Here is a 19,466-nt window from a genome sequence, read left to right as displayed (position 1 = left end):
ATTACAGGTTATTGCCAATTTCATCCACCATTCTTTCAGCAGCTCTACGATAATAATTGCTCATATTTGTAAATAATGCAATCAGCAGCAATTGCTCCAGATATTCTTCATCCTGGTCTTCCAGTTTTCGAATCTCTTTTGTCAGTTCGGTATAATGATCCTGGAGATCAGTTTTAAATTTTTCCGAACTGTTTTCAACCATCTGAAGATAGGATTCATAAAACCGCTGTAAATCAAATGCATCATCATCCGTCACTTTTTCATTCAACCTGTCCAATGATGTCTTGACGTCGCTGATTGATAAAGTACCTTTCATCTGATAGATCATGCTGATAAGGATCAGATGGTCTCTTGTATATTTTTTATTTTCAATGGGAAAAAATAATTTCCCTTTAGCATAATTATTAATCATGGTTTTGGTTAGGACTTTATCATCGTCATTACGTTTTGTATCAGCAAATTGACGCTCAAACAGCTGAATAACCTGGTCCATGTATAAATTTAAATCCGGAATGTCCTTTAACGACAGGTTACTATTTAAGTGCAGACTCTCGGCTAATTCTTCCATACTTATCATAACAAAACTCCAATTGTTTTGATTAAACCGCCAAATTACAGCGGCTAATTGTCCTAAAACGTTTGATTCCGTTCGACTATCGCTCTGTGGGGAAAAGTGCCTCACTGAATGAATTCTCACCTTATTATACTGCAGGAGTTCGTTGAAGTAAAATGTTGACTACTTAATAAAATGCACATATTATGGTTATATAGTTTTAAAAACTACTTATGATTGTGAAGGTGTTAAATATGGAATTTTCTATTCGTGAACCAATTAACAGTCTCACGCATTTATTCGGGGCTATTCTATCACTCGCAGGACTTGTTGCACTGGTCATCAAGGCTTCGGTTACGGCAGATTCCGCACTGGCGATTATAGCTGTGGCCATGTTTGGAATCAGCATGATCTTGTTATACAGTGCCTCGGCTACATATCACATGGTGATGGCGGGGGAGCGCGTCGTCGCATTTCTTAGGCGTGTTGATCACTCGATGATTTTTGTACTGATCGCGGGGACATATACACCGTTATGTCTAATCAGTCTGGAAGGCGTAACTGGCTGGGTACTGTTTGCGGTCGTCAACGGTCTGGCTTTAATAGGGGTTATTTTTAAATTAGTCTGGTTTCATGCGCCCAGATGGCTATCTACAGCGCTTTATGTTGCCATGGGCTGGATTATCATTTTCTTCAGTTCGGCTCTTTTCCCGATCATTGGCGGCGGTGGTATGCTAATGCTCCTGATCGGCGGGGGGTTTTATACAATTGGAGCTGTCATTTACTGGCTTAAACCTGATTTCCTATCGTTCAAGCATTTAGGATTCCATGAAATTTTTCATGTATTTATTTTGTTCGGAAGTCTGTTTCACTTCATCTGCATTTATGGTTACGTGCTTTGAAGGTCTTTCCGCCGAGCTCCGGCCTCGTTCAAGACTTCTTAACGCCGAATAGTTGAAACAAGCGTGCAGTTTTCAGTTTTAAAAACTGCACGTTTGTTTTATTAACTGTTTACCATATCTGAAAGCACGTAATGATATAGCAACTCTTCTGTATTTTCCAGTGAATCTTCATGTGTCCGCTCATAGGCATGGGATGAATCGATTCCCGGTCCGACCAGCCCATGCATAATATCATTGCCCGCGTGAATAGCTGCTGAGGCGTCGGAATTGTAATATGGATAAATGTCCAATTGATAGCCGATTTCATTTGATTTTGCCAGTTCAGTGAGGTTTTGACGCAAATCGTAATGGTATGGACCGCTCGCATCTTTTACACAGATGGACACTGTATATTCATCAGTAGACTGACCATCCCCCATTGCGCCCATATCCACAGCCAAATATTCAACCGTTTCCGGTGTAATGTTGGAATTACCGCCATATCCGATTTCTTCGTTATTGGAAATAAGAAAGTGGGTTGTATACGGAAGCTGTTTGTTTTCATCTTTCAACCTTTTGATCAGCTGCAGCAAAATGCCGACGCTTGCTTTATCATCCAAATGGCGCGATTTAATAAAGCCATTATCAGTCAATTGAACACGGGGATCGAATGATACAAAATCACCTACTTCAATACCCAATCCACGAACATCCTTGGCATTATTAACTTTGGAATCAATCCGGATTTCCATATTTTCCTGGTTCCGTTTCGCATCTCCGGCATCTTTATAAACGTGGACAGATGTCTGATGCATCAAAATTGTCCCGGTAAAAACTTGTCCCTCAGTTGTATGTATATTACAGTATTCGCCTTCTATTGCATTAAACTTGAAACCGCCAATCAAATCAAGACGCAGGCGCCCATTGCTTTTAACTTCCTTCACCATTGCACCGAGAGTGTCAACATGGGCAGTCAACATGCGATGTTCGCTGTCTCTTTCCCCGGGCAGTGTTGCTATCAGTCCACCTTTGTTGTTATGCTTGGTTTTGACCTGTAATTCTTTAAGATGCCATTCAACAAATTGGATGACATTCTTCGTATAGCCGGACGGGCTCGGAATCGAAACAATTTCTTTAATCAGTTCTTTTGTTTCCTTTTTATTTGGGTATACGGTCACTATGAATACTCCTCTCTTATTTTATATCATTACAGAACTTAGATTACTGGAGAAATTCCTTTAAACTGGCATCAATCAGCTGAACGTCTCCATCACTCAAACCAAAGGCATCCGCCGCGCATCGGTCAAGTAGTTCATTTAACTGCTTTTCTTCCTGAAGCAGCTCATCCACTTGTTCTCCAGCCTTACTTTTCAGACGCTGGATATCAAGCATATGGCCCGCCGCCTTTGATATCCGTTCAATTTCCGCTTCAGACACATTAGGAACCGGAAACATTTTAAGATCTTTCACCTTAAATTGCGGGAACGTTTTACGCTGGAACTTATCGAATTTATGAATGAACCAGAATGTAATGACTTTAGAATTGAGGACACCAAGCACAAAAAGCGGATCGATTTGGAAATCAATTATGTTATTGGAATTGCGGTCGTTCAATATTTCCTTTTCCGTGTAAACAGCATGGATGGCATACTTTGATTTTGATGGAATCTGCCGGACTAATATTCTTGGCTTGGTGAAGATTTCTTCATTCCTTCTGGCAGCCAGGTTTGATCCGTATTTGAGCCAGCTGCCTCTCCAATCAATCGAAAATCGGCAAACACCTCGGCCTTCAAGATACATCCAATAAGTATCATCAACCTGAGAATCACTGTGATAGATCCTATTTTCTTTCATCGCTTTCGTTTGTTCGGGGGCGCCCCTTCCAACCTCATATGCGACTAATCCGGATCTTACCGCTGCAACAGATCCCAGATTCAGTTTCTCGGTTTCAATCTTGTTCATCACTTCATGAAGCCGTCGATCCTTCATCAGTGAATAATTAATAATGCTTTGTTCATCAAGCAGCTCTTCAGGTTCCACTTCAGCGACGATTTTGAATTCATTCTTGATATATTCTCCCAATTTAACAGTTGTTGGATTCGTTTTCTGGAAGATAAGCAGGCACGTATCGACATCCGCCTGTTCAAACATGCGGTTATGGTTATTGATGATTTTCAGGTTACCAGTATGTTTCAACAGAAACCGGCGTATTTTTCTGCACGAATCAATTGTCAGCAGGTTATTCGGTACAATAAAACCGAACCATCCGCCCTCTTTTAACAACTGAAAAGAGCGTTCGATGAATAATATATATGTATTGATCTGATAGTCAGTCAGAGCGTAATGGCTATTAAAATACTTTTTCTCGTTCTTTGTGAACCCTTTATTTCGCGCAAACACGTACGGTGGATTGCCAATAATGATATCAAAACCGCCATTATCCATGATTTGCGGAAATTCCCTATGCCAGTCAAATGCTTGCTCAGAAATATCAGACTGATCAATTAGTGCATTGCCTGTTTTCAGATGATCACGATGTGATGGCCATTCATCGTTATTTTTAGCCGCCTTTACCCACAAAGACAGTTTCGCCAAATCCAGACTTTTATCATTCAAGTCGACTCCAAACAAATTATGACTTAGATCATATCGTTCAGGATATTCGCTGTATTTATATAATTCATCCCGGAGCATTTCATATGCCATTGTCAGAAAAGCACCGCTTCCGGCAGCCGGGTCAAGAATTTTAATAGATTTCAAACGCTGCAATAATTTGTCGTTAAATTCAGCATCCTTTTCAGTCCCGATAGCACTTTCATATAATGCGTTCTTCCAGTCATCAATCCAATTCAGTAATGTCTCTTGTATCAATAGCTTGGTTATACCAGAAGATGTATAAAATATACCATCATTTTTCCGTTTCCCCTGCTGAAGATTATCGTTTTTATCTGTCATTTTTTCCATATCATGAATCGACTGTTCAAAGATATGAGCAAAAACACTAACATCAAGATCTAACGCAAAATCATAATCGGTGATCGCTTCAAGAGTAGGAAAAATATGATTCAAGATAATTAACTGATCCAAATCAGTATCTTTTTGGAATAGCTTACTTATAGTCGTATCGACAAAACCTTCTTCAACCGATCGGAAGAGGCTTTTCAATTCATCCCAGCACCGTTTGCCACCCTTATTTATTAAATGGTTTTCACTCCGTAGAATATTCCTGAACAGGTCTTGCGTTAACAGATTATAATCCTCACTGAAACAGAGGAACAATATCCGATTGAGAATTTTCCGCGACTTGTCAAAAAGAACACGTTTACTTACTTGAGTGTTTTGCGCCAGTAAATGGGCAAGTAATGCATCGCGCACCTTCTCGTAGTTACGATAAAACGTTCGCGTACTTATTTTGCCACTTCGGCTATCAGCAGTAGGCACCGTATCACCTTCTTTTTGCAAATACAGACAATTTTATTGTACCACAGAAATTTATGAGGTTGCTGTCAATTCAAAAGAGAAAAATATGTTGTAATGAATGAACAATAGATTGGCTTCGCATGAGAAGGTTGGCTCCTTCCTTTAGGGGTACTTCCCAAAAAGGAGGTGTTGCCTGTGGCTGTGGAGACTGTATTGACGCTAATGATATCCTTTTGGATGTTAGTAGCGTTTACTATGTCAAATAGCAACCATAAAAAATAACCCCTCATTCGCAAATTAGCCAAGCACTGAGGGATTATTTTTCCTAGTGTGCCGAACCCCTCTTGTCAGGGTTGGTCTATTGGAACCGTCTCATACTGGAACATGAGACGGTTTTTAAATATGATATGTCTTTCTAATCTGATTATACTACGTTTTGCTTATTTGTACACCTGAACACTGAGTTGCACAAAAAACCACCAACATATGTATTGGTGGAGACGGTGGGAATCGAACCCACGTCCAGAGATATCGCCACTCAGACGTCTACACGCATAGTTGACATATTATCATTCGCATACCGTTCAGCCTGCCAACGGGCTTACCGGCAGCTAGTCTGATTGTGTTCTGCCGTCATCCTCAGACGGTGGACGACGGAATAGCCCGCTTCATTTGAGACCCTTCAATCTGCCACACGGGCGATAGCAGGAAGGATCGCTTTAGGCAGTGCTTAGGCAGCTGCTAAAGCAGGAGTTTCTTCTTTTTCGCCGTTTATATTTAGCGAGTAACGTTTTACGAGCCGTAACCTCGACGCGCAGTCTGAGCTCAATCTATCCCTGTCGAATCCGTAACGTCCCCATAGAAATGATGGAGAATTCACTCGGATAGAACGAGCACTATTCATTTAGTTGTTATTACGACAATTATTATTATAACAAAAACAGCCTGAAAGTCAAGCGCTGATAAGGCACACCTTGCATTTGCTACGTATCAGTTCTCTCCTATATTTTAGCAAAAATGGAACAGCTGCGTCAAGCAACTGCTCCACTTCACTTTAAACCTGACGATCCCAGTGACGATGTGCAGCAACAGCTTCAACGAATGAAGTCAAAAAGCTGTCTGTATTATCGTTCTGAACAACACCAGTTTCTCCTGTCACATTCGCACCCTCAAGTAACTTTCTGCCATCACCGGTTGCACCTATCGGTTTATAATGCTTGAACATCTCATGTACCATATAGCTGGCATTGCGCTTAAATGAGTTGTCCATATTCGGACCCCCAGCTACATACAGGGCATCAAACAGAACAGGATCACCAGTGTCAAAAGTGGCTTCCGCTTCGATTTCAGTGCTATTTGATCCTTTAACTTTGCCAAGCGTCGTACTGACAACCACCGGATGCGTATTTTGTTCCTTCAAACCGTCCACGACTTGCTGAACTGATTTTCCCTCAAAGCCTTCATCAAGTACAACGCCGACCTTTAAGGTATCTGGTTTATGCGTTGTATTCTCCTGGCTGAGCGCAGGAGATGATTTCTTAACATTAGAGCCGCCCTCTACCGGGACTGTCACACCAACATTTTCTGCTACTTTTTTGGCGAGTTTAAGATCAATATTGGTAATCATATCCACAACCTGTTGTCTGATATCTTTGTCATTAACCATACTCAGTTCAAAACTAAACGCTTCTTTTATATGAACTTTCTCCGGTTCGCTCATACTGTTCCAGAACAAGGCCGCCTGGGAGAAATGATCCTTGAAGCTTTCACTTCTGGCTTGAACTTTACGGCCTTCAACCTTTTCCTGGTAATGAACATAGCCGCCTTCTTCTTCTGGTGCCGGTCTTGGGTGATTTTTTGAAAGCGAGTTTTTATGGTAGCTGGTTTTCCCAACATTAATGGTCTGCCTACCATAGCCATCACGCTGATTATTATGAAACGGGCAAACCGGTCGATTTATCGGCAGTTCGTGAAAGTTTGGCCCGCCAAGGCGTATCAATTGCGTATCCGTATAGGAAAACAATCTGCCCTGCAGCAACGGATCATTGGTAAAGTCGATTCCTGGTACGACATGTCCCGGATGAAAAGCCACTTGCTCCGTTTCGGCAAATACGTTGTCAACGTTACGATTCAATGTCATTTTTCCGATGATTTCAACCGGTACATCTTCTTCAGGCCAAATTTTGGTAGGATCGAGCACATCAAAATCAAATTTAAATTCATCTTCTTCGGGAACAATCTGCACGCCGAGTTCCCACTCTGGATAATCACCGTTTTCGATCGATTCATGTATATCTCGACGGGTGAAATCCGGATCTTTACCGTTTATTTTCTGAGCTTCGTCCCACACTGTAGAATGAACACCAAGCGTAGGTTTCCAATGAAATTTCACGAAATGGGATTTCCCCTCTGCATTGACAAACCGGAATGTATGAACACCGAAACCTTCCATCATCCGCAGATTTCTTGGAATGGCCCGATCTGACATCAGCCACATCATCATATGCGCTGACTCCTGGTTGTTTGCAATGAAATCCCAGAATGTATCGTGTGCTGATGCTGCTTGCGGATAGCCAGTGTCAGGCTCCGGTTTGACTGCATGAATAAGGTCAGGAAATTTAATTCCGTCCTGGATGAAAAACACTGGCATATTATTACCGACCAGATCAAAGTTTCCTTCCTCTGTATAAAATTTCGTTGCAAATCCTCGCACATCCCTTGGGATATCCGGAGATCCCTTAGAGCCAGCCACAGTTGAGAACCGGACAAACACCGGAACTTTAGAGCCAGGTTCCTGCAGAAATCCAGCCTTTGTATAAGGCTCCATCGATTTATATAGTTCAAATTCACCATGAGCGCCGTATCCCCTGGCATGAACAACTCTCTCCGGGATACGTTCATGATCGAAATGGGTCATTTTTTCCCGGAAATGAAAGTCCTCCATTAGGGTGGGGCCGCGCTCCCCTGCTTTTAGGGAAAACTCATCTCCCGAAACTTTCAGCCCTTGATTTGTCGTCATGTGCTTATCGCGTTCATCACTCCGAAACTGTTCCAGCTGCTCGTCCTTACTGTTGCCGTTTACGTTGCGCTTATCGCTCATGACTTAAAAATCCTCCTTGTTTAATGCTCAATTCACCTTTTTAGCCAATTCCCGGCAAGTAATCATTACAAACATTAAACAAGGAGGCGGTTTTCAAAAGATCTATTCAGATTGTTGAAATCATCAAGTTTAATAAACTACCGCAGGCTTTCCTTAACAGCACGATCCGCGTCACGTTTCATTTGTTTCCGCTTCAAATCTTCCCGTTTATCATATTTCTTCTTCCCTTTGCCGACACCGATCAGCACTTTGGCCACACCGTTTTTAATGTATACCTTCAGAGGCACAAGTGAGTAGCCTTTCTGTTGAATCATACCGACCAATTTATCAATCTCTTTCCTGTGCAGCAGCAACTTGCGTGAACGCGTCGGGTCGTGGTTAAACTGGTTTCCCTGTTCATACGGTGCAATATGCATATTAACAAGCTGCATTTCACCATGGTGATCAATCCGTGCGTGTGAATCCTTTAAATTGATGCGGCCAACCCGAATCGACTTAATCTCCGTTCCCCGCAGTACAATTCCGGCCTCATATGTTTCTTCTATAAAAAAATCATGCCGTGCTTTTTTATTTTGTGCAAGTGTCTTTCCATTTCCTTTTGGCATACGTGCGTCCTCCTACTGCTTCCGTGAACTTATTTTAACAGAAAATAGCCGTTGTGCCAATTGTCAATGGACTTTCCCGGTGTTTATAATACTTGCATCAAACCACCGTCATCTTAAAGCTATATAAACAACAAAAGACTAAGCGCCATAACTGCCATTCCGCCGATCAGTCCGTAAATTGAGACGTGAGCTTCATCATACTTCTGGGCGGCCGGCAGCAGTTCATCTAGCGAAATGAACACCATAATCCCGGCGACTGCAGCAAAAATCACACCAAACATGACGTCACCCAAAAATGGCATCAATACGAGAAAGCCGACGACGGCTCCGACCGGCTCGGCAATTCCGGATAAAAATGACCAGCGGAATGCTTTGCGCCGATCATTTGTTGCGTAATAAATCGGTACGGATACAGCAATACCTTCAGGAATATTATGGATCGCTATGGCAAATGCAATCGCAATTCCCAGTGCCGGATCCTGCAACGCGGACATAAACGTCGCAATACCTTCAGGGAAGTTATGAATCCCGATGGCCAGCGCTGTAAACGTCCCCATTTTCAACAAATCAGGATCTGCCACTTTCGATCCGTTTTTTCGCATATCCTCAATTTTTTTCATTTCATGGGGGTTCGATTGTTTCGGGATAAAACGGTCGATGAGGGCAATCAGCATAATCCCCCCGAAAAAACCGCCGACAGTTAGCCAGGTGCCGTCTACCTCTCCCATAACGCCAACTAATGCTTCCTGTGCTTTTGAAAATATGTCGATCATCGAGACATAAATCATCACGCCAGCTGAAAAACCAAGCGCAAATGATAAAAACTTTGTATTAGTCGTTTTAGCGAGAAAAGCCAATACACTACCAATTCCAGTTGCCAAGCCCGCAATAAGCGTCAGCAAAAAGGCAAGCATAACCTCTTGTGACATGGTACATTCACCTTCTTTGTTGTCCTCATTAACAATTGTTGCGTTGAGGAAACTCTTATAGACTCAGTTATATTCTATTCCCCCAGAACCCAAAATGCAACTAACTTTTAATTAAAATAAAAAAGACTAACATGATGCTCCGTATCGCACCACATTAGCCTCTCCTCAATTTTGGTTTACTTTTTTGCTTTCTTAGCCTTTATCTTTTTTTTATTTTTCTTCTTCGGCTCCTTTGTTGTAACGAGTTCAAAGTCTACGGCACGTTCATCGGTATTTACTTTAACTACACGCACATCGACTTCTTCACCAATCTTATACATATTACCTGTGCGTTCACCGATCATCGCATGATTACGATCGTCGTAATGATAATAATCGTCCGTCAGATAGCTGACATGAACAAGCCCTTCAATTGTATTCTCCAATTCAACAAACAAGCCAAAATTGGTAATTGAGCTGATGACACCTGTATATTCCTCACCGATTTTATCCTGCATGAATTCGGCTTTTTTCAAGTCATCAGTCTCGCGCTCGGCATCAACCGCTGCCCGTTCCATTTCCGACGAATGACGGGCAATTTCCGGCATCCGTTCTTTCCAGTGCCTGATTGTCTTTCCATCCAATTTCTTATCGATCAAATAGGTTCTGATCAAACGATGCACCGTCAAGTCCGGATAACGGCGAATCGGCGATGTGAAATGCGTATAGAAATCGGTTGCCAGTCCAAAGTGCCCGACACTCTCTGGGTCGTACTTGGCCTGCTGCATCGAGCGGAGCATCAACTTGGAAACAATCATTTCTTCAGGTTTACCTTTCACTTCCTCGATTACTTTCTGCAATGCCGATGGATGGATTTCATTGGCTGTGCCTTTCACCACGTACCCAAGTCCGGCAATAAATTCAAAAAAGTGCTGAAGTTTGCTTTCATCCGGATCCTGGTGTATCCGGTGAATGAAGGGCACGTCCATCCAATGAAAATGCTCGGCAACCGTTTCGTTAGCTGCTAGCATGAATTCCTCAATCAGCCGCTCAGCAACCGACCGTTCACGTAACACCACATCTTCCGGCTTGCCTGTTTCATCAACGAGTACTTCAGCTTCTTTAAAATCAAAATCGATGGCACCGCGCCCCATACGTTTCGAGCGCAGTATCTCAGCCAGTTTTTCCATGTTTTCAAACATCGGAACAAGTGGTTTATAGCGTTCGCGAAGTTCCTCATCATGATCAGTCAGGATTTTGTTCACATCGTGATACGTCATGCGTTCGTTCGTCTTAATCACGCTCTGGAATATTTCGTGGTTGACCACTTCGCCTTTTGCGTTAATTTCCATCTCACACCCAAGTGTCAGCCTGTCCACTTGGGGATTCAAAGAACAAATACCATTGGATAAGCGATGGGGAATCATTGGAATAACCCGGTCAACCAGGTAGACACTTGTGGCACGTTCGAACGCTTCCTCATCAATCGAGGTATTTTCGTCCACATAATAACTGACATCTGCAATATAGACACCAAGCTGAAAATTGCCATTCTCCAATTGTTTGACGGAGACCGCATCATCCAAATCTTTGGCATCCGCACCATCAATCGTGACAATTTGCTCCTCGCGCAAGTCGCGGCGGTTTTCTATTTCAGATGGATCGATTTCATCAGGGGTATTGGTTGCCTGCTCAAGGACTTCCTCGGGGAAATCTACTTTGATGCCGTGTTTATGAATTATGGATATGATATCAATGCCGGGATCATTTTTATGACCGAGGATATGAACAATTTCACCCTCAGCACTCATTCGGCCTTCCGGATAATTCGTAATATGAGCGATAACCTTGTGACCGCTGACCGCACCGCCGGTCATACCCTTTGGAATGAAAATATCATTCGGGATCCGCTTATCATCGGCCACAACAAACCCAAACGACTTGTTGTCCTTAAACGTGCCGATGACTTGATGCGTTGCCCGTTCCAAAATGCGGATGACCGTTCCTTCTGGCCTGTTTCCATCGGCATTTTGCTTTTCAATCCTTACCATGACTTTGTCATTATTCATAGCCGATGCGAGGTCAGAGTGATGGATATAGATATCTGACCGGGTATCATCTTCCGGAATCAAAAACGCAAACCCTTTGGCATGCATTTGAATTCTGCCGCGGACAAGGTTCATCTTTTCCGGGAGGCCGAAACGGTTTTTGCGTGTACGAACAAGTTCTCCCGACTCCTCCAGTTCATTCAGTGCTTTCACCAGCTCTTTAAATTCGACAGCATCTTCAAGTCCTAATACTTCTTCAAGCTCATGTACTGCCAATGGTTTTTCACTATGTTCGTTAAAATATTCTTGCAAGCGTTCCTGCATTGTTTCGTTCATGTTTCTCACCTTCTTTCTACTGCTATTATTCACGTTTTTTCCTAATTATAATCATCTGCTCCAATCGAGCGATTCCAAAAATTGATAGATATCCTCAAACAGCCGCTCTTTTTCCTTGCCCATCGTAATAACATGACCGGATTCTTCATACCATTTGATATCTTTCTGATCGGCTTCAACATTTTCATAAATGTATGTGGCACTGTCTGTGTTGATCATTTCATCCTGACGTGCCTGAACCACGAACGTCGGCGTGTAAATCGTGTCAATAGTTTGATTCACTTCAGTTATTAACTCTGCCAGATCGGAAAACATATCACGGGAATTATCGACAAGTTTCTGTACTTCATTTTGAATCGTGTCCTCATCTTTTCCTTCCAGCTGCTTAAATTCCTTCGCTTTAAACTTATAACCCTTTGTGAGTTCCTCTTCATTGTCGAAGAACATCGGGGCACACATGGGAATGACGCCTTTAACCTCTTTCGTGTAGGCGAGCTTCAGACTCAACACACCGCCTAGCGACAGCCCGGCAATTGCTATTTCTTTGTAGCCAAGCTCTTTGAGATGATTGAACGCATTATTAACGTCTTCCCACCATTCATCCGCACTCGCTTTGACCAATTCCTCGGGTTCTTTTCCGTGGCCGCGATATATCGGTGCATGGCTTGTGTAGCCTTTTTTCTCCAGAAACCGCCCCAGCATGCGCACATCTGCTGAATGTCCTGTGAATCCATGTAATAACAATACCGCACGTGGACCTGCTTCAAACGTAAACGGTTCCGGTAATTTAATCTTCATTTTTGTGCTTCATCTCCTTCTAAAGTTCCTGTTCCATATAATATACCTTACCCGAATAATGAGTTTCTGAAAAATAAAAAACCCTTATCGCGCTGATAAGAGTCTTTCATTCATTATTATTGAAGTAAATAGCCACTAATAAAAGCTAAAACAAAAAACAGTACGCCGGTCACAATTGTTCCCCGGTGTAAAAACAAATCCGCCCCACGTGCTTTTTGTTTACCGAAAAGCTGTTCAGCTCCCCCCGAAATAGCCCCGGACAGACCCGCGCTTTTACCTGATTGCAATAAAATAAGAACAACCATAATGATGGCATCAATCAACAATGCTATATGAACGAAAGTTTCCATATTAACCAGCACCCCCAGTCAAAAACGCTCTATTCCTAATACGTACTTTAGCACAACATTATCTTTTATCGCAAGTTATCCTTTGCTTATTTTTGACGTTTTTTCTATCATATCAGTGAAACTTTATTCAGTGGTGCTTGTTCTTAATAGTAATGACATGTTTAGAAATGGATGATGACATAATGGAAAAAACATACTGGTTAACCCGCCCGGATAATGTCGAACTGCACCTAAAGAGATGGATTCCTGCCGAAAAAGAACCGGAAGCAATCATACAAATCGCTCATGGCATGATTGAACATATTGGCCGATATAATCATTTTGTAAGCTTCATGACTGAAAATAATATCGCCGTTTATGGAAATGACCACCGAGGCCATGGGAAAACCGGTGAAAAGCAAGGCTTATTCGGCTATTTCGCTGATGAGGGCGGGTTTGAGAAAGTATCAGATGACATGCGTGCGGTCACAAAGCGGATAAAGCAGGAATATCCCGACACTCCGATCTTTTTACTGGGGCATAGTATGGGGTCATTTTTAGCACGGCATTATATCCAGGAAAAGAGCAATCTGATAGATGGCATTATATTGTCAGGAACAGGCTATTATCCGAGAATCATCACGGAAATCGGAATGAGGATTGCTGCAGCTTTACCACCGAAAGAACAATCACGATTAATGAATACGCTTGTTTTTTCTACTTATAACAAACGCATTAAAAACAATACGACAAATTTTGATTGGCTGGCTGGTGATCAAAAGACGATCCAATCCTACATTGACGACCCTTATTGCGGATTTATTCCGACTGCAGGATTTTTCAAAGATCTCATGAACGGGTTGTCGACCATTCATCATCAGAACAATAACCGGCACATCCGATCAGACCTGCCAATGCTCATTATCAGTGGTACCGAGGATCCTGTCGGCGACTATACAAAAGGTGTCTGGAAAACAGCGGAACTATACAATAAAGCAGGGCTTGATCATGTCATGACCATGTTGGCGGACAATGAACGACATGAATTGCTGAATGGTCTGAACCGGCATGAAATTTACACACTCCTATTGGATTGGGTCGTTCGATTGACAAGGAAGAATTCTTGATTTGGCGAAGTATATACGTGTAAAATGAAGAATGGAGTAAAAATCACTCGAAGGGTTGGTCAACTATTATGATTCAAGGAATTGCCGCATCAAATGGCATAGCAATTGCTAAAGCGTATCAGCTTGTCACACCGGAATTAACCTACGAGAAAAAATCAATCGATAATCCAAATAAAGAAGTCGAACGTCTCGAGGATGCACTGGGAACAGCAAAGCAGGAACTCGAAAAGATTCGGGAGCATACCAGAAACGAAATGGGAGATGAGCATGCAGAAATTTTCTCTGCCCATTTACTCGTGCTGGATGATCCGGAACTCATTAATCCGATTAAAGATAAAATCACAAATGACAATATCATGGCAGAAACGGCGTTGGAAGAGACAACCAATATGTTCATCGATATGTTCAAAAATATGGACAATGAATATATGCGTGAACGCGCTGCCGATATACAGGACGTCTCAAAACGGGTACTTGCACACCTGCTCGGCGTCATCGTTCCAAGCCCAGCTCTGATCGATGAAGAAGTGATTGTCATCGCCAATGATTTAACCCCCTCTGACACGGCGCAGTTGAACCGGGAATTTGTTCAGGGCTTTGCAACAGATATCGGCGGACGGACATCACACTCAGCCATTATGGCCAGGTCCCTGGAAATCCCTGCTGTCGTCGGCACCAAAAAAATCACCAGCAACGTTAAACAAGGTGACATGATCATTGTCGATGGTATTGAAGGAAACGTTATCGTAAATCCTTCCGATAATGAATTGGCAACTTATAAAGCCAAACAAGAGGAATTTGAGAAACAGAAAGAAGAATGGGCTAAACTTAAAGACGAACCAACGATAACTGCCGATAAAGAGCAAGTTGAACTCGCAGCAAACATCGGCACGCCGGATGATGTCGCAGGTGTCCTTGCAAACGGCGGTGAAGGCATCGGATTATACCGTACTGAGTTTTTATACATGGGCAAAAACCAATTGCCAACCGAAGACGAACAATATGACGCCTATAAATCCGTCCTTGAGCAGATGGAAGATAAGCCGGTTGTTGTCCGAACACTTGATATCGGCGGGGATAAGGAATTAAGCTATTTGGACTTGCCGGAAGAACTGAATCCGTTTTTAGGTTTCCGCGCTATCCGCTTCTGTCTGGAAAATGAACATGTCTTCCGCACACAGCTGAGGGCCCTGTTGCGTGCGAGCGTTCATGGCAATCTTAAGATCATGTTCCCGATGGTCGCGACATTGGAAGAGTTCCGTCAGGCTAAAGGTATTCTTCTGGATGAAAAACAAAACCTGAACGATGAAGGTACCGCCGTCTCAGATGGCATTGAGGTTGGCATCATGGTGGAAATTCCATCAACAGCTGTTACGGCCAAACAGTTTGCAAAAGAGGTCGACTTTTTCAGCATCGGTACAAATGACTTGATTCAGTACACGATGGCAGCCGATCGGATGAACGAGCGCGTATCTTATTTATATCAGCCATACCACCCTGCCATTCTGAATCTTGTCAGCACGGTCATCGAAGCAGCACACGCTGAGAATAAGTGGGTTGGCATGTGCGGTGAAATGGCCGGTGACTCAATCGCTATCCCGGCACTGCTCGGACTGGGTCTTGACGAATTCAGTATGAGCGCAACATCCATTCTGCCTGCTCGAACCCAGTTACGCGGATTATCTAAAGAAACCATGACTTCTTACAAAGACAAGCTCTTATCGATGGGCACTACTGAAGAAGTTGTTGAGTTTATCAAGGAGAAAACCGAATAACTAGCTTAACCTCCGGCGTCTTATAAGGTTCCGGGGGGTTTTTATCTTTCAGGCTGACTGTTTCGTTTACGTGCCCATGTTTCGGCATTTGCGCTCATGTTCCGGCTCCTCTGATTGCTTTTCTAATATGGTCACTCCGATATAAACTCCAGCTTTTCCGCTATAGGCGTCCTCCCTTTATCGCGGGGAATTTTCTCGGGATAACCTATTTGCATGACAGCGGCAATTTTATACGTATCTCCATTGATCCCGATATCCTCGGCAAATCCTGTATCATGCATGTATGGCGTGATGGTCCAGAGCATTCCAATGCCATGCGCCCATGCGGCAAGCTGTGCGTTTTGGATGAATGCACAGACAGCAGCATATTCTTCCTCATATCGGACAGAATCTTCTTCTTTTTTAAAATAAATCAATGCGTGATGCGGGATTCTCAATAAAAATTGCTTCATGGATTCAATCATTTTTTGTGTCTTTTGGTCGTTACGCGTGTTTAACATTCCGATACGTTGATAGCTTGCGATGATGGCCTCAACAAAATCCTGCTTGCCATGCTTCTCGTACAGTTTTATGTGCCACGGTTCTTTCATATAATGTGTCGGTGCATAGGATCCATAAGTGAAAATGTCACGCAATGTGGCATGGTCTACTTCATCACGTTTAAAGTTATGAATGGATCGTCGTGCTTTAATGGCTGTTAATATATCGATCTGGATCACCTCGTACAAAACGCTCTTTCAATCTATTATGCCATTTACTGAAACGCCTGCCCAGTCATGACCGACATAAATTTGTTGTAAAATTGCCAGTAATCGAGCTCGAGTGCGATTCGATGATGCTTTTCACTCTCGGCTTCAATCTCCTGGAGATCCACATATGGTCTCATATCGGTAATGCTTTGACCTCGTGCCACTCCACCATCCTGAATAATTTCAACCGGTAAATACCTGAACAAAAACATATCTTTATCAACGGTTGCCATCAATGTCACAACATCATGAAGCGGACTCCCATGTATCCTCGGGTTTCGCTGTTTATAAAAACGATAATAATAGTCAAGGAGCGGTTTTATAATTTTTGCCTGACCTACTCTGTTGATATAATCGACCATCTCTGGCGTCGCAATTGCCTGCAAGGTCACATTCAGCGGAACAATCGTAACATGGGTGGCGTTTTTTAAAACAAGCTGGGCGGCAATCGGATCACCATAAAAATTCGCCTCTGATACTGGTGTTGCATTGCCCGGCACTAAAAATGCCCCGCCCATCATATAAATATGCCGCACATTTTGCATGGCAAATGGATACAGAATAAACATTGTAGCAAGTGATGTCAGCCTGCCAATATTAACAATAACCAAGTCCTGATCTCGATATCGTTCAATAATTTCAACGACTTCAAAGAAATTCTCAACGATCCCTGTCTCATTTATAAGCGGCGGTTCAATCGGGCCAAGTCCGTACTCACCATGAATTTCGGGAGAAAATGTTGGTTCCTCTCCAGTCATCGGTTTTTCAGCACCTAAAATGACAGCAATCGAAGGGTCGATATCAAACAATCTTCTTACATAATTAACATTTGCTATTGCCTTTTCCCTCGCTATATTTCCGTAATTAGCCACAACACCAACAATATCAATCCTGTCATCAAAATAGCCATAAATTAGGGCCACAGTATCGTCAATGCCAATATCGCCGAACACCAGCACCTTTTGCGACACATAAATCCTCTCCCAAATTTGGAATAGTTACCCAGTTTAGATTATTCGTTTATGTATTTGTCCTATACCAACTTAATGACACCTTTGTGATACTGCATTGCCAGCAGTATCACAAAGGTGTCATGTTAAAGGGAGTTATTATTTTCAATGGTCAAGCAGCCCCAGCAGAAAAGATTTCATATCGACAAGCCGCGGGTGTTTTGGCTTTATGGCGGTACCTGCAATTACCACAGGGACCAGCGATTCCTGTTTGTGCAATGAGCCATGTGCAGCACCACCAAGATGGAATGGTGTCGATTGTGCCTTAAATTCACAGCCGGGCTTTGCATTAACCACAATAAAACGGCCTGGCTGTGAATACAAAGCACCATAAATACGGGCTAGTCCATCGGGATAATCGCCGTAGGAAATTTTGTTGTCGCTTGCCAACGTTAAATCCAATAGGTTAGGCTTTCCATTCAGATGCCATGTTTGCTCGTACATGTCTGAATATTTGCCGCCTGGACTATAGTGCAATGAACCTGTTCTCGTGCCTGATTCGATATGAACACCGTGCTCGGTCTTCGAAGCAATGATATCAATCCGGGAATCTTTCTTCAGTTTTTCGGTAAGAGCAGAGAGCGGTAACGCCTCATCCAAAAGATAAATATATGCCATGCGCTGGTTAACACTGAGTACAATCTGATCTTTTTTTCGGATGGGACGCTGAATTCGCGCGACTCGATATTTCTTAAGTATTTTACGAAGATCAATCATAAAATCCCGATACCTTGAACCCATCGGCGCATGACCGTTATCCCCCATAACCATCCAAATATTCCGTCTAAGTGCTTCTTCCCAGCTTGGATACAAATTAAGGGTTTTTTGAATTTGGCGATCAATTTTGGCGATTCCCTTTATATCCATCGGTCCTTTAAAATGAATGCGGAAATCCAGATCCTGAAAGATGCAAAACGTAAATCCCGGGAGTCTATTCCGCCGGATGAGATGACGAAGCTCCCGGGCTGTGTATTTATAATTTCCGGCTGCGATTTGTGTTGCCACACTTCGTTTACGCAGTTTGGAAAAAACACCTAAGGAAAAAACCGATGTGGCTTCCGCTGTCCACTGGCCATCTTTAAATCGGGTCAATCCACGAAGCAATCCGGGAACTTGCAGCTTTTGTGGTGTATTGCCGCGATAGACAAAGGAATTAATGGAAGCAGATTGGATTCCCCTGTCTGCCAATTCTTCATAAATCGTTCTGACATGACTGCTCAAATGTTCATTATTCAGCCGATAAAGCATGTTATGGACTGTTTTTCTAAGCCCTGACTTATTCGTCTCCCTGAATCCTGTCCCGTAGTTAATAATCTCATTTTTAGAATCATCGAACCAGTTTAAACCGGGAATTTGGTGCTTATCAGCATAAGTGCCTGTCAGAAGACTGCTATCAATCGTGACTGACATCGTGGGAAAAGAGCTGACCATATTGGAGATATAACTGCCATTTTCCATCAAAAACTTTAAGGCAGGTGCACGTCCGGTTTGTACTGCTATTTCCAGCGGTTCAGGCATCAATGAATCGATATTTAATAATATGACCGGTTTTCGAGGTTTTACATGTTGATCCACGCTGTTTCATCCTCACTGTATGTATTAGACTCCCATAATTATTACTGTCCAATTCATTTTCACCTATTCCTGCAAAGATTGAGCTTAAACTAATTATGGTAAATTGATAAGCCCTTGTTAAAAATTTTGCTACTTTTAATTCTTGTAGTTGATATAAACTGCGACACAAACCAGAAGTTAGCGAGAATCTCTAACGACGCAGCTGGAATATACTCGCTTTCCGTGGGCTCACCACAAGCCTCCTCGCTCGCA

The 19,466-nt window shown here is 42.8% G+C and carries 15 protein-coding genes and 1 other RNA gene; 3 read left to right on the top strand and 13 right to left on the bottom strand.

Features of this window, described 5'->3' with window-relative positions; all coding sequences use genetic code 11:
• Position 1 precedes the first annotated feature (1 nt).
• On the bottom strand, positions 2–577 hold the full coding sequence (locus ON01_RS16795; RefSeq protein ID WP_010532179.1) for a DUF1836 domain-containing protein: 576 nt from the start codon (positions 575–577) through the stop codon (positions 2–4).
• Positions 578–807: 230 nt separating this feature from the next.
• Here ON01_RS16795 and trhA point away from each other — a divergent pair, with 230 nt between their 5' ends.
• A complete protein-coding gene (gene trhA, locus ON01_RS16790) occupies positions 808–1,455 on the top strand; it encodes a PAQR family membrane homeostasis protein TrhA (protein WP_010532178.1) in 648 nt (215 codons plus the stop codon).
• A 101-nt stretch (positions 1,456–1,556) separates the two neighbouring features.
• Here trhA and ON01_RS16785 read toward each other — a convergent pair whose 3' ends face one another.
• From ON01_RS16785 to secG, 9 genes are all read right to left on the bottom strand, one after another.
• Positions 1,557–2,612, bottom strand: a complete 1,056-nt coding sequence (locus tag ON01_RS16785; RefSeq protein ID WP_010532177.1) for a M42 family metallopeptidase — start codon at positions 2,610–2,612, stop codon at positions 1,557–1,559.
• Positions 2,613–2,655: 43 nt separating this feature from the next.
• Positions 2,656–4,875: an Eco57I restriction-modification methylase domain-containing protein gene (locus ON01_RS18635; protein ID WP_010532176.1), complete on the bottom strand. Its 2,220-nt coding sequence runs from the start codon at positions 4,873–4,875 to the stop codon at positions 2,656–2,658.
• 471 nt (positions 4,876–5,346) lie between these two features.
• Positions 5,347–5,712, bottom strand: a transfer-messenger RNA (tmRNA) gene (gene ssrA / locus ON01_RS19065).
• A gap of 196 nt (positions 5,713–5,908) precedes the next feature.
• Positions 5,909–7,954, bottom strand: a complete 2,046-nt coding sequence (locus tag ON01_RS16775; protein ID WP_010532175.1) for a catalase — start codon at positions 7,952–7,954, stop codon at positions 5,909–5,911.
• Between the two features lie 137 nt (positions 7,955–8,091).
• Positions 8,092–8,559: an SsrA-binding protein SmpB gene (gene smpB / locus ON01_RS16770; RefSeq protein ID WP_010532174.1), complete on the bottom strand. Its 468-nt coding sequence runs from the start codon at positions 8,557–8,559 to the stop codon at positions 8,092–8,094.
• Positions 8,560–8,678: 119 nt separating this feature from the next.
• Positions 8,679–9,488, bottom strand: coding sequence for a zinc transporter ZupT (gene zupT / locus ON01_RS16765; protein WP_010532173.1), 810 nt, complete (start codon positions 9,486–9,488; stop codon positions 8,679–8,681).
• 176 nt (positions 9,489–9,664) lie between these two features.
• Positions 9,665–11,851, bottom strand: coding sequence for a ribonuclease R (gene rnr / locus ON01_RS16760; protein WP_010532172.1), 2,187 nt, complete (start codon positions 11,849–11,851; stop codon positions 9,665–9,667).
• 51 nt (positions 11,852–11,902) lie between these two features.
• Positions 11,903–12,649, bottom strand: coding sequence for an alpha/beta hydrolase (locus ON01_RS16755; protein ID WP_010532171.1), 747 nt, complete (start codon positions 12,647–12,649; stop codon positions 11,903–11,905).
• A 116-nt stretch (positions 12,650–12,765) separates the two neighbouring features.
• Positions 12,766–12,999, bottom strand: a complete 234-nt coding sequence (gene secG, locus ON01_RS16750; protein ID WP_010532170.1) for a preprotein translocase subunit SecG — start codon at positions 12,997–12,999, stop codon at positions 12,766–12,768.
• 182 nt (positions 13,000–13,181) lie between these two features.
• On the opposite strand from secG, the gene ON01_RS16745 reads away from it, so the two are divergent.
• Positions 13,182–14,105: an alpha/beta hydrolase gene (locus tag ON01_RS16745; protein WP_010532169.1), complete on the top strand. Its 924-nt coding sequence runs from the start codon at positions 13,182–13,184 to the stop codon at positions 14,103–14,105.
• Positions 14,106–14,173: 68 nt separating this feature from the next.
• Positions 14,174–15,880, top strand: coding sequence for a phosphoenolpyruvate--protein phosphotransferase (gene ptsP, locus ON01_RS16740; RefSeq protein WP_010532168.1), 1,707 nt, complete (start codon positions 14,174–14,176; stop codon positions 15,878–15,880).
• A gap of 131 nt (positions 15,881–16,011) precedes the next feature.
• On the opposite strand, the gene ON01_RS16735 is transcribed toward ptsP, so the two are convergent.
• The 3 genes from ON01_RS16735 to ON01_RS16725 form a co-directional block, all read right to left on the bottom strand.
• Positions 16,012–16,599 (bottom strand): nitroreductase family protein, encoded by a 588-nt coding sequence (locus ON01_RS16735; protein ID WP_010532167.1) that lies wholly within the window; start codon positions 16,597–16,599, stop codon positions 16,012–16,014.
• Between the two features lie 35 nt (positions 16,600–16,634).
• Positions 16,635–17,600 (bottom strand): nucleoside hydrolase, encoded by a 966-nt coding sequence (locus ON01_RS16730; RefSeq protein ID WP_010532166.1) that lies wholly within the window; start codon positions 17,598–17,600, stop codon positions 16,635–16,637.
• Positions 17,601–17,744: 144 nt separating this feature from the next.
• Positions 17,745–19,214: an alkaline phosphatase family protein gene (locus ON01_RS16725; protein ID WP_010532165.1), complete on the bottom strand. Its 1,470-nt coding sequence runs from the start codon at positions 19,212–19,214 to the stop codon at positions 17,745–17,747.
• Positions 19,215–19,466 lie beyond the last annotated feature (252 nt).

The organism is Lentibacillus jeotgali, from assembly GCF_000224785.1.
GTDB lineage: Bacteria > Bacillota > Bacilli > Bacillales > Amphibacillaceae > Lentibacillus > Lentibacillus jeotgali.
The sequence above is the reverse complement of the archived record's forward strand: the minus strand, read 5'-3'. Positions and strand labels throughout refer to the sequence as shown.

What these genes read in the sequence shown, in the direction of transcription:
- ON01_RS16795 (WP_010532179.1), bottom strand. Translation starts at nt 577, where the DNA reads ATGATAAGTATGGAAGAATTAGCCGAGAGTCTGCACTTAAATAGTAAC.
- trhA (WP_010532178.1), top strand. Translation starts at nt 808, where the DNA reads ATGGAATTTTCTATTCGTGAACCAATTAACAGTCTCACGCATTTATTC.
- ON01_RS16775 (WP_010532175.1), bottom strand. Translation starts at nt 7,954, where the DNA reads ATGAGCGATAAGCGCAACGTAAACGGCAACAGTAAGGACGAGCAGCTG.
- smpB (WP_010532174.1), bottom strand. Translation starts at nt 8,559, where the DNA reads ATGCCAAAAGGAAATGGAAAGACACTTGCACAAAATAAAAAAGCACGG.
- zupT (WP_010532173.1), bottom strand. Translation starts at nt 9,488, where the DNA reads ATGTCACAAGAGGTTATGCTTGCCTTTTTGCTGACGCTTATTGCGGGC.
- rnr (WP_010532172.1), bottom strand. Translation starts at nt 11,851, where the DNA reads ATGAACGAAACAATGCAGGAACGCTTGCAAGAATATTTTAACGAACAT.
- ON01_RS16755 (WP_010532171.1), bottom strand. Translation starts at nt 12,649, where the DNA reads ATGAAGATTAAATTACCGGAACCGTTTACGTTTGAAGCAGGTCCACGT.
- secG (WP_010532170.1), bottom strand. Translation starts at nt 12,999, where the DNA reads ATGGAAACTTTCGTTCATATAGCATTGTTGATTGATGCCATCATTATG.
- ON01_RS16745 (WP_010532169.1), top strand. Translation starts at nt 13,182, where the DNA reads ATGGAAAAAACATACTGGTTAACCCGCCCGGATAATGTCGAACTGCAC.
- ptsP (WP_010532168.1), top strand. Translation starts at nt 14,174, where the DNA reads ATGATTCAAGGAATTGCCGCATCAAATGGCATAGCAATTGCTAAAGCG.